An 11680-nucleotide genomic window follows, 5' to 3' on the forward strand; every position below is an offset into this window, starting at 1 on the left:
CTCGCTGCGTCCCGCCATCCTACTTTCCGGCAGACCGGATTGGATGCGGCCCCTATCAGATGGATCTGCCATGTCTTTTTGCACTGTCTTTCACCTGTGCCGACGCCCGCTTTTTGCTGTTGCTCTGACCGGTTCTGCGCTGGCCACCTTGCCACTTTTCGCGCAAGATGCCGTGGATCTCGGCACCATTGTGCTTGAAGGCACTGGCGCGTCCCCCATCTCGGGCGGCACCGGATATTCTGTCCAAACGACCGCGACGGGCATAAAATCCGGCGTTCCAGTCACCGAAGTTCCGCAAGCCACCGGGGTTGTCACCAGCCAAGAGCTTGAAGATCGCGACCCGGTGCAGATCGAAGATGCTTTGGCCTATGTGCCCGGCGTTGTCGCCTCGCCTTGGGGAGTCGATGATCGCTATGACCAATTTCTGATCCGTGGCTTTGACCTTGGCACCTCGGGCATCTACCGCGATGGTCTGCTGAACAAAGCGATGAACTTCACCGGCTTTAAGATCGACCCCTATATGGTGCAGCGCATTGACGTGCTGAAAGGCCCGTCCTCGGTGTTGTATGGCTCAAACGATGCGGCGGGGATGATCAACATCATCACCAAACGCCCCGAGTTTGAACCTTTCACCGAAGCCCGCGTCTCTTACGGCTCGCACAACACCGTCGAATTTGGTCTGGATACCGGCGGCAGCAATGCTGACAAAACACTGGCGTGGCGCTTTACCGGGCTGACCCGCAACGGCGCGAACGCGATCAAAGGCTCGCAAGACGACCGCGATCTCCTGGCGTTCGGGCTTACCTATGCGCCGACCGACCGCACCTCGATCACCTTCCTAGCGCATTGGCAGCAAGACAATCTGACCGCCAACAGCTTCATGCCCGTGGCTGGCGAAGATTATGATGCAGCACTTGGGGCGTTGCCGGACTCTTTCACCAATGCCCAACACCCTTGGAACAAATTTGCCACCAAACAGGCCTCGATCGGTTGGCAAGCTGAGCATGCGTTCAGCGACAATCTGAAGCTGCGGCAAAACTTCCGTCTGGCGCGGCAGTCGACAAGCTATGACCATCTCTATTTCAACGGCATGATCTTGCCGGATTACACCCCCTCCGCAGACAGCATGAACTTCGCGGCCTTCGCCGTAGAGGAAGTCGGGCGCACCGCAGCGCTTGATACCCAGCTTGAGTATAAATCGACTTTCGGTGAGGCCGAAAACACTGTGACCTTTGGTATCGACCTGTCGCGTCGCGAAGTGTCTGGCACGATGGGGTGGGACAACAGCTATCAAGTGCCGATCTCTGATCCAAGCTATGACTTCCCGGTGACGATGCCGGGGATATATCAGGATCAGACAACCACCATCGAAGAAAAAGGCATCTATGTGCAGGATCACCTGCGCCTGTCCAATGGCGTGACAGTGACGGCGGGTCTACGGCGGTCTTGGGTGGAAAACAGCGTCGTGGATCATCTGGCTGGCACCTCCAGCACGCAGAACGATAGCGCCACCACCGGTATGATCGGCGCGACTTGGGATCTGGGCAACGGCTTTGTGCCCTATGCCAGCTATGCCGAAAGCTTCACCACCAATATCGGGACAACCTTTGACGGGGCGCAGTATGACCCGACCAAAGGCAGCCAATATGAAATCGGCGTGCGCTATGCCCCGGTCGGCACACAGCTGCAATTCGCGGCGGCGCTGTTTGACATTACCAAGTCGAATGTGCTGACCTCGGATCCTGATCATCCGAACTTCTCGATCCAAACCGGCGAAGTGCGGCATCGCGGCTTGGAGTTGGAAGCGCGTGGCAAGCTGACCGAACAGCTTTCGCTGGTCGCTGGTTACACCCATCTCGACGCCAAGATCACCAAATCGAACGATGGCGATTCTGGCAACCGCACGCCTTTGGTGCCACGCAATCAGGCCTCGGTCTGGGCGGATTACGCCTTTGTGGGTCGCGCTGAAGGCCTGAGCCTCGGCGGCGGGCTGCGTTATGTCGGTCAATCGTGGGGCGATACCGCTAACACCCGCTCGGTTGACAGCTATCTCTTGGCTGATGTGGCGCTACGCTATGAGAAGGACGGCTATTCGACCGCATTTGGTGTGACCAATCTGTTCGACAAAGACTATGCGGCAACATGTGATGCCTCGGTCGGTTGTATTCGTGGCGAGGGCCGCGAAATCACGCTGACGCTAGCCAAAAAGTTCTAAACGGCGGTGAGTTTCATAGCCTCAATGCCTGCCACCGTGATGGAGAAATGGTGGCAGCGCTGTGGTTGCGTGCGCAACTTGCTTGAACAATGCTGGAAGTCACAATTGCCTCGAACCCAAGGTCGGCATCAAACTAACCAACCCCGCTTCCCATGGATTGGGAATAACGAAGGCGCGATCCCCGGCTGAAGGACTTTCATGCTTTAGAACTTGCGCTGTTGATTGAGCTGGTTGCCTCCGCAGTGGAGTTACGCAGCCAACATACCGAAAGAGAACATAGAAGAACACATATTCGTCCTAGTTTATGGCCAACTATCGAAATGGGCCTAAAGCCGTTGTGCAGCGGGATCTCACGACACCGCCGTACACGGCGAAGTTTAACTCTGAAGCCGAAGCCCTGCAGCTCCACCCATGTCTGTAAACTCAAATTGGAACATGGCCTCATGCTCTTTCAGAATGCCGATAATCTGGTCTTCAGGGAACCTGCTATGCTTCATCTCTGGTCCTTTCGGTTGGGTCAGAGGCAGGCTCAAACTGGATTAGGTCGAGGGGGCCACTTCATATCTCGTGGTGGTGGCTGCGATCGCCTGTCACCAGCAGATCAGTCGTGACGGGCCGAGCTCCGAAGACTAGGCGGATTACTGGCCCCTCTGATCTTATTCGCCTTCAACTCCAAGGAGAGCTCTTCTTGTCCAGAAAGGCCCTGACGCCAAGCACGGCCTCAGGGGCTTCCCAGATATCGGCCAGACGCCGGATGCTGTCGTCAATCACTTCGGCATCAATCCGGGGCCCAAGGGCGCGGGCGAGCGCCTTGGCGGCGGCCACCGCGCCAGGGGCGGTGGAGAGATAGGGCGTGACTTCGGCTTCTACGGCGGCGCCAAGGCCCTCGGCATCAATCACGCGCGAAACGATACCCAGTGTTTCGGCTTCCTCCGCGCCAAAAACACGGGCCGACATGAAGACACGTCTGGCATGACCTTCGCCCATGCGGGCCAAAACATAGGGGCCGATGGTCGCGGGGATGATCCCCAGCCGGGTTTCCGAGAAACAGAACTGCGTGCCGCGTGCCGCAACGACCACGTCACAGACGCAGGCCATGCCGATCCCACCGCCAAAGGCGCCGCCATGCAATCGACCAATCAGCGGAAACGGCAGCGTGTTCAGCGCCTGCAACATGTCGGCCAGCTTGCGGGCTTCACGCAGGCGCTGCGGGCGGTCGGCCTCGATCTGGGCTTGCATCCAAGCCAGATCTCCGCCCGCGCAAAACGTCGGGCCCGCGCCCGAAAGCACCACGGCGCGGGCCTGATCCAGCGTGCGCGCGAACTCGGTCAGCTCTGCGATCATCGCAGGGGACAGCACGTTGCGGCGTTCCGGGGTGTTCAGTGTGACATAGACCACGCCGCGCGGATCGGTGCGGATGTCGAGCGTTTGCCAGATCATGCGGGTCTCCTCAGGCTTTGGGCAAAACTGGCGGCAGCGGCCAGCCGATCAAGGTCCAGCCCGGTATCGAATCCGCAGCTGTGCAGCATTGCGGCCACGGATTCGGTAGCGACATTGCCTTTGGCGCCGGGCGCGTAAGGGCATCCCCCCAACCCGCCGACCGAACTGTCAAACACCCGCAGCCCACGGTCAAGACTGGCCGCGACGTTCAACAGCGCAAGGCCGCGCGTGTCGTGATAATGCCCCGCAAGGCGGTTGGCGGGCAGGTGCTGCAGCACGGCATCCAGCATCCGCCCGATCGCATCGGGCGTGGCCGCCCCCAACGTGTCACCAAGGCTGATCTGGTAGCAGCCCATCTGGAACAGCGCCTTGACCACCTCGGCCACGGCATCAGGCGCAATCGGCCCATCATAGGGGCAGTCGGTCACACAAGATACATAGCCCCGAACCGGGATCATCGCGGTGCGGGCGTTGCGCAGCACGGGCCGGAAACGCTCAAGGCTTTCCCGGATCGAGCAGTTGATGTTCTTTTGCGAAAAGCCTTCCGCAGCCGATGCGAAGACCGCCACTTCGTCGGCGCGGGCGGTGATCGCGCGCTCAAAGCCCTGCAGGTTGGGCGTGAGTGCTGCGTAAGACACGCCGGGTTTTCGGGTGATGCCTGCCATGACCTCGGCGGCGTCGGCCAACTGCGGCACCCATTTCGGGCTGACAAAACTGGTGACTTCGATATGGCTGAAGCCACAGTCGGAAAGCAGGTTGACCAGCGTGATCTTGTCGGCGGTGCTGATCAAGCTGGCTTCGTTCTGCAAGCCGTCGCGCGGACCCACTTCGTAGAGCGTGACAGGATCAGCCATCTTCGGGCTCCAACTGTACCAAGACGGTGCCATCGCTGACCTGATCACCGGTCGCCACCAGAACCTCGGCCACGATACCATCGCGGGGGGCGGTCAAAATGTGCTCCATCTTCATCGCTTCAAGGAAGATCAGCGCGTCGCCCTTGGTCACCCGCGCGCCGATCGTGGTGCGCAGTGAGGCCACCAGACCCGGCATCGGCGCAAGGATCGCGTCGCCGCCTGCGTGATCGTGCTCGGCAGCCCGCAGGGGATCGACGCGGGTGAAATCGTGTTTGTGGCCTGAGAGGAACAGGCTGATCCGGTCTGCGGTTGCGACCACATGCGCGACGGATTGCAGGCCATCACAGGCGAAGCGAACCGCGCCATCGCGATGATCCAGCAGGGCGAGCGTGGTGTCGAACCCGGCCCCGGTGACGCGGAACTGCCGGTTGCCGAGATGGATGACACGCAGGGCCAGCGGGCCAGCCTTGTGATCCAGCGCGGCAAAACTTTCGGCCTCTGACCAGCTGCGCCAGCCCGTCAGCTGATCCCACGGATCGGGCGCTTTGGGTGGATCGAGCAGGTTCAGCGCGGCAAGTGCCGCCAGCGCCGGGGCCTCTGCGGGCAGTGGAGTTGCAGCAGTCAGCGCATCCAGATCGCGGGCAATCAGGCCGGTATCGACTTCACCGGTGCGGAACCCGTCATGCCGGAAAAGGGCAGCGAGGAACTCCAGATTGGTGGTCGATCCGGCGATCCGGCAGTGCTCGAGTGTCGTGGACAACAGGTTCAGCGCCGCCGCGCGGTCTGGTCCATGGACCACGACCTTGGCGATCATCGGATCATACCACGGCGAAATTTCATCGCCTTGACGGATGCCACTGTCAATGCGGATCGCGCCGCGCGTGAATTCGACGCCCGGCGGGAAATGCAGATGATCCAGCGTACCAGTCGCGGGCAAAAAGCCCTTTTCCACATCTTCGGCATAGATCCGGGCCTCGAAGGCCCAGCCGTTGATTGTAAGATCCTGCTGCCGGAAGGGCAGCGGTTCGCCTGCGGCGATGCGCAATTGCAACTCAACAAAATCCAGCCCGGTGATTGCCTCGGAAACCGGATGTTCGACCTGCAGCCGGGTGTTCATCTCCATGAACCAGAACCCGTCGGGCCGCAACGGGCCGGAGCCGTCCACGATGAACTCGACGGTTCCCGCGCCCTGATAGCCGATCGCTTGTGCTGCCTCGACTGCGGCTTTGCCCATGGCGGCGCGGACCTCGGCAGGCATGCCGGGTGCGGGAGCTTCTTCGATCACCTTCTGGTGGCGACGCTGCAGGCTGCAATCGCGCTCGAACAGATGCACGACATTGCCTTGGCTGTCGCCAAAGACCTGAATCTCGATATGGCGGGGGTGGGTGATGAATTTCTCGACCAGACAGGCCGGATCGCCAAAGCTGGTGCGGGCCTCGCGTTGTGCGCTTTCCAGCGCCTGGGCAAAATCGTCGGGGTCGGTGACAAGCCGCATTCCTTTGCCACCGCCGCCAGCGCGGGCCTTGATCAGCACCGGATAGCCAATGGCGCCAGCCTCGGCGGCCAGATGGGTCGGGCCCTGACTTTCGCCATGATAGCCGGGCACGACCGGCACCCCGGCCTCGATCATCAGCGCCTTGGCAGCATCCTTCAGCCCCATGGCCCGAATGGCGCTGGCAGGGGGGCCGATAAACACCAGACCTGCCGCCTGAACTGCTTCGACAAAGCCGGGGTTTTCCGACAGGAAGCCATAGCCGGGGTGGATCGCCTCGGCCCCGGTTCGCAGCGCTGCGGCAATGATAGCGTCACCTTTCAGATAGCTTTCGGCGACGGCGGCGGGACCGATACGCACCGCCTCATCGGCCATCGCCACATGTTTGCTGGCCGCGTCAACGTCGGAATGGACAGCGACGGTGGCTATACCCATGCGACGGGCGGTGGCGATGACACGGCAGGCGATTTCGCCCCGGTTGGCAATCAGGATCTTGCGGAACATCTTGCTTGCCTCACATACGAAACACGCCAAAGCGCGTCTCTGGGATTGGAGCGTTCAGCGAAGCCGACAGCGACAGCGCCAGCACCTGTCGCGTGCGGCGGGGGTCGATGATACCATCGTCCCACAGCCGGGCGGCGGCATAAAGCGGGTGCGACTGGCGCTCAAACATCTCAACCGTGGGGCGCTTGAATGCGGCTTCTTCCTCGGCTGACCAGCTGCCGCCCTTGCGTTCAATCGCATCGCGGCGGACGGTGGCCAAGACGCCTGCCGCCTGTTCGCCGCCCATCACCGAGATGCGGCTGTTTGGCCAGGTCCATAAGAAGCGCGGGCTATAGGCGCGGCCACACATGCCATAATTGCCCGCCCCGAAGGACCCGCCGACCAAAAGTGTGATCTTTGGCACCTGACTGGTGGCAACCGCTGTCACAAGTTTGGCACCATCCTTGGCGATACCGCGGTTTTCGGCGGTGCGGCCCACCATGAAGCCCGAAATGTTCTGTAGGAAAACCAAGGGGATTTTGCGCTGCGAGCAAAGCTCGACGAAATGCGTGGCTTTCAGCGCGGCTTCCGAAAAGATCACGCCGTTGTTGCCGATGATGCCGACCGGAATGCCCATCACATGCGCAAAGCCGCAGACAATGGTGGTGCCGTAACGTGGTTTGAACTCGTCAAAGCGCGAGCCATCGACCGTGCGAGCGATCACTTCGCGGATGTCATAGGGCGTCTTCAACTCAGCCGGGACGACACCCATCACCTCGGCGGGGTCGTAAAGCGGTTCTTCAGGCGATTGCAGCACCAGTTGCGGCGGCTTTTGGCGGTTCAGGTTGGCAACGGCGCGGCGGGCAAGGGCCAGTGCGTGCAGATCGTCATGCGCCAGGAGGTCGGCCACGCCGGAAAGCCGGGTATGAACGTCACCACCGCCAAGATCTTCGGCGCTGACCACCTCGCCCGTCGCAGCCCGCACCAGAGGCGGGCCAGCGAGAAAGATCGTGCCCTGCCCCTTCACGATAATGGTGACATCCGACATCGCGGGCACATAGGCCCCGCCTGCGGTACACGACCCCATCACAACGGCGATTTGCGCGATGCCCTGCGCTGACATGTTGGCTTGGTTGAAGAAGATGCGGCCAAAGTGGTCGCGGTCGGGGAACACCTCATCCTGATTGGGCAGGTTGGCCCCGCCAGAATCCACGAGATAGACGCAGGGCAGCCGGTTTTCGGCGGCAATTTCCTGTGCGCGCAGATGCTTCTTCACCGTCATCGGATAATAGGTGCCACCCTTCACCATGGCGTCGTTGCAAATGATCATCACCTCTTGGCCTTCGACCCGACCAATCCCGGCGATCAGGCCCGCCGAGGGGCTGGCACCGTCGTACAGCCCATGCCCGGCAAATAGGCCGATCTCCAGAAAGGGCGAACCTGCATCAAGCAGGCGGTCGATGCGTTCGCGCGGCAACAGCTTGCCCCGGCTTTGGTGCAGGTCGCGCGCCTTGTCGCCGCCTGCAAACGCCAGCTCTGCCGCCGCCCGCACCGTGTCAAGCGCGGCCATGTTTGCCGCAAGGTTGGCGCGGAACGCGGCACTGCGCGGCGAGATATTCGTGGCAAGGACTGTCATGCGGTCATCGCCCCCATCAATTCGCGCCCGATCAACATACGGCGGATTTCCGAGGTGCCTGCGCCGATTTCCATCAGCTTGGCATCGCGGAAAATCCGGCTGACCGGGGTTTCGTTCATGAACCCAGCGCCACCCATAGCTTGCACCGCCTGATGCGCGACCTCCATCGCCGCTTCCGAGGCATAGAGCACGCAGGCGGCGGCATCCTGCCGGGTGACGGTGCCCCGATCACAAGCGCGGGCCACCTCGTAGACATAGGCGCGGGCCGAGTTCAGTTTGGTATACATATCGGCGATCTTGGCCTGCATCAGTTGGAAATGGCCGATGCTTTGGCCAAACTGCTTGCGGCTGACCATATAGGGCATGATCTCGTCCAGACAGGCGGCCATGATGCCGGTGCCGATGCCCGACAGCACCACGCGCTCGTAATCCAAACCTGACATCAACACCCGCACGCCCTTGCCCTCGGCACCCAGCAGGTTTTCTGCGGGCACCTCGACATTGTCGAAGATCAGTTCGGCGGTGTTCGACCCCCGCATCCCCAGCTTGTCGAAATGTGGCGAGGTGCTGAAACCTTTCATGGTCTTTTCCACGATGAAGGCAGTCATGCCCTTTGATCCGGCATCGGGATCGGTCTTGGCATAGACTACCAGAACATCGGCGTCTGGGCCGTTGGTGATCCAGCATTTCGTGCCGTTCAGCACATAGTGGTCGCCCTTCCGGTCCGCCCGCAGCTTCATGGATACAACGTCCGACCCTGCCTCTGCTTCGGACATCGCCAGCGCACCGACATTGGCACCCGAGACCAAGTTCGGCAGGTATTTCTGCCGCTGCGCCGCGCTGCCGTTCAGTCTGATCTGGTTGACGCAGAGGTTGGAATGCGCGCCATAACTCAGGGCAACCGAGGCGGATGCGCGGGCGATTTCCTCGACCGCAACCACATGAGCCAGATAGCCCATGCCGGCACCGCCATATGCGTCGGGCACCGTGATGCCCAACAGGCCAAGACTGCCCATCTCGGCCCAAAGCTCGGCGGGAAAGGCGTTGCGCTTGTCCACCTCGGCTGCGATCGGCCTCACCCGCTCTTGCGCCCAACGGTGCACCATGTCGCGCAGCGCGCCGACCTCATCGCCCAGATCGAACTGCATTGATGCCAGAAACATTCCGGTCCTCCCTATTCCGCAGCCATCGCCACGGGACTATTGCCTTGCAAGGTGGCGCGCAGATCCTCCCGCCGCGCCATCTGTTTTTGATAGGCCGCTTGCTTGACCGGACCATAGCCGCGGATCTCTAGCGGTAGCGACAGCAGGTCCCGCACCAGTTGCAGCGTATCGGCGGACAGCACCCGTTCTGCCAGTGTCAGATCGTCCTCGTACTGCGCGATCAAGTCACGCTCTAACTTGCGGTCGTGACTATGCCCGAATGGGTCCGCCCAAGTGCCGCGCAGGAATTTGAACCGCGCGAGCAGGCCAAGCACGGGCAGGATCCATGCACCGAATTCACGCTTTCTGGGCCGACCGTCAGAGGCCTTGCTGGACAGGATCGGCGGGGCGAGGTTCAGCGACAGGCGGTAAGGGCCAGAGAATTCGGCCTCAAACCCGGCGCGGAAGTCGGGTAAACTGTACAGCCGTGCCACCTCGTATTCGTCCTTGTAGGCCAGGACTTTCGCGTAGATCTGGGCCACCACAAGGGTCAGGTCATTGTCACCGACGCGTTCGGGCTGGGCGGTGGAAGCGATCCGCGCGACGCCGTCCAGATAACGCTGGGCAAGGCCGGTGTTCTGATATGCCCGCAAATGGTCGGCGCGGTTTGTGATCAGCGCGTCAAGCGGCAGGGTGTCGGGCGAGGGCGGCTCCTGCCCGATGCCAGCAAAAGTGGCCACCTTCGCCGGGTCATGCGCCAACAAGCGGCCCCAGTTGAAAGCCTCGGTGTTTGGCTTGATTGCCGTGCCGTTCAACCGGATAGCTTCAAGGATCGAGGCATTGGCCAACGGCACCATCCCGAATTGCCACGCATAGCCCAGCATCATCAGGTTCGCCCCGATCGTATCGCCGGTCAGACGGGCGGCCAGATCCGAGAAGTTCAGGAAATGCCGCGCCGAGCGCACGACCCCCGCCACGCAGGCCTCGGAGCTGGCTTCCTTAAAGTCAAAGTCGCGATTGCGGATGAAGTCCGACACCGGGGTGACGTGTGTATTCAGCACGGCCTGCGTCCGATCAGGGCTGCACACAAGGATGCAGTCCTTCGACGCGGCCACCACGGCATCCGCACCGAGCAGAAGGTCGGCTGACCCAGCCGCGATGCGGGGCGCGGCGATGGGGCGGTCAGGGCGCGAGATGCGGACATGGCTCATCACCGCACCACCTTTCTGCGCGAGGCCCGCCATGTCCAGCACCATTGGGATTTTGCCCTCTACATGGGCAGCCATGCCCAGAATGGCACTGATGGTCAGAACGCCGGTGCCACCCACACCGGCAAGGGCAAGGTTCCAAGCCCGCTCGATTTGGGGCAGCAGGGGATTGGGCAGGGCGGAAACATCCGCCCCGCTTTGGGGTTGGTTCTTGCGCAACGCCGCGCCGCGCACCGTGACAAAGGAAGGGCAAAACCCCTTGAGACAAGAATAATCCTTGTTGCAGGCCGATTGGTTGATCCGGCGCTTGCGACCTTGATCGGTCTCCAGCGGCTCAATCGCGATGCAGTTCGACTGCACCGAACAATCCCCACAGCCTTCGCAGACCGCAGGGTTGATCCAGAGCCGCATATCGGGGTCCACCGCCGTGCCCCGCTTACGCCTGCGGCGCAATTCCGCAGCGCAGGTCTGCTCAAAGACGATCACCGTGACGCCGGGCACTTCGCGCAAAGCCAGCATCACCGCGTCGATGTCGTCGCGGTGGCGGATTTCGGTGCCGGGGGCGAGGTCTGCGGCGCGGTAAACTTCGGGATGGTCAGACATCAGCACGATCCGCGCCACCCGCTCGTGATAGACCTGATGGGTGATCTGCTGGGGCGTCAACTCGCCGTCAATCGGCTGGCCTCCGGTCATCGCCACGGCATCATTGACCAGGATTTTGTAGGTCAGATTGATCCCTGCCGCGACCGACTGGCGGATCGCCAAATGGCCCGAGTGGAAATAAGTGCCATCGCCGATATTGACGAAACGGTGCTTTTCATCGGTAAAGCGGCTGATTGCCGTCCATGCCACACCCTCACCGCCCATATGGCTGAAGGTATCGGTGCGGCGATCCATCCATTGCGCCATGAAGTGGCAACCGATCCCGGCCATCGCCTTCGATCCTTCAGGCACCCGGGTAGAGGTGTTGTGCGGACAACCGGCGCAGTAATGCGGCAGGCGCAGGACGGGGGGAATATGGGCCTCGGCACGCGCCTCGATGCGATGCAGGTCTTCGACGCGGGCGGTTAGCCGGGCGGCGAGATCAGCGGGCAGATCAAGCCGCAGCAGCCGTTCTGCAATCGCCCCGGCGACGCTGCCCACGCTCAGCCCTGCGGACAGGCTGAGGAACGGCTTGCCCGCCTCATCGAACTTGCCGACGATGCGGGGC

Annotated in this window: 7 protein-coding genes; 1 reads left to right on the forward strand and 6 read right to left on the reverse strand. The window is 61.7% G+C overall.

All coding sequences use genetic code 11. From position 1 onward, the window contains the following. Nucleotides 1–148 precede the first annotated feature (148 nt). Nucleotides 149–2215, forward strand: a complete 2067-nt coding sequence (locus U1A24_RS11855) for a TonB-dependent siderophore receptor (protein WP_322322180.1) — start codon at nt 149–151, stop codon at nt 2213–2215. 666 nt (nt 2216–2881) lie between these two features. Here U1A24_RS11855 and U1A24_RS11860 read toward each other — a convergent pair. The 6 genes from U1A24_RS11860 to U1A24_RS11885 all read right to left on the reverse strand — a co-directional run. Then, nucleotides 2882–3652 carry a crotonase/enoyl-CoA hydratase family protein gene (locus U1A24_RS11860; protein ID WP_322322186.1) on the reverse strand — a complete coding sequence of 257 codons (771 nt, stop codon included), beginning with the start codon at nt 3650–3652 and terminating at the stop codon, nt 2882–2884. After that, nucleotides 3652–4509, reverse strand: a complete 858-nt coding sequence (locus tag U1A24_RS11865; protein ID WP_322322181.1) for a hydroxymethylglutaryl-CoA lyase — start codon at nt 4507–4509, stop codon at nt 3652–3654. Before U1A24_RS11865 ends, U1A24_RS11860 begins: the two co-directional genes overlap by 1 nt. Beyond that, nucleotides 4502–6505: an acetyl/propionyl/methylcrotonyl-CoA carboxylase subunit alpha gene (locus tag U1A24_RS11870; RefSeq protein WP_322322182.1), complete on the reverse strand. Its 2004-nt coding sequence runs from the start codon at nt 6503–6505 to the stop codon at nt 4502–4504. The genes U1A24_RS11865 and U1A24_RS11870 overlap by 8 nt, the downstream gene beginning before the upstream one ends. A 10-nt stretch (nt 6506–6515) precedes the next feature. Next, a complete protein-coding gene (locus tag U1A24_RS11875; RefSeq protein WP_322322183.1) occupies nt 6516–8120 on the reverse strand; it encodes a carboxyl transferase domain-containing protein in 1605 nt (534 codons plus the stop codon). Beyond that, nucleotides 8117–9283: an isovaleryl-CoA dehydrogenase gene (locus U1A24_RS11880; protein WP_322322184.1), complete on the reverse strand. Its 1167-nt coding sequence runs from the start codon at nt 9281–9283 to the stop codon at nt 8117–8119. The genes U1A24_RS11875 and U1A24_RS11880 overlap by 4 nt, the downstream gene beginning before the upstream one ends. 11 nt (nt 9284–9294) lie before the next feature. Then, nucleotides 9295–11680 (reverse strand): indolepyruvate ferredoxin oxidoreductase family protein (locus U1A24_RS11885; protein ID WP_322322185.1); only part of this gene is annotated, 2386 nt, incomplete at its 5' end.

Source organism: Cypionkella sp. (assembly GCF_034376685.1).
Taxonomy (GTDB): Bacteria; Pseudomonadota; Alphaproteobacteria; order Rhodobacterales; family Rhodobacteraceae; genus Cypionkella.

Excerpts from the sequence above, each read along its gene's own strand:
- U1A24_RS11865 (WP_322322181.1), bottom strand. The coding sequence starts at position 4,509 with ATGGCTGATCCTGTCACGCTCTACGAAGTGGGTCCGCGCGACGGCTTG.
- U1A24_RS11870 (WP_322322182.1), bottom strand. The coding sequence starts at position 6,505 with ATGTTCCGCAAGATCCTGATTGCCAACCGGGGCGAAATCGCCTGCCGT.
- U1A24_RS11875 (WP_322322183.1), bottom strand. The coding sequence starts at position 8,120 with ATGACAGTCCTTGCCACGAATATCTCGCCGCGCAGTGCCGCGTTCCGC.
- U1A24_RS11880 (WP_322322184.1), bottom strand. The coding sequence starts at position 9,283 with ATGTTTCTGGCATCAATGCAGTTCGATCTGGGCGATGAGGTCGGCGCG.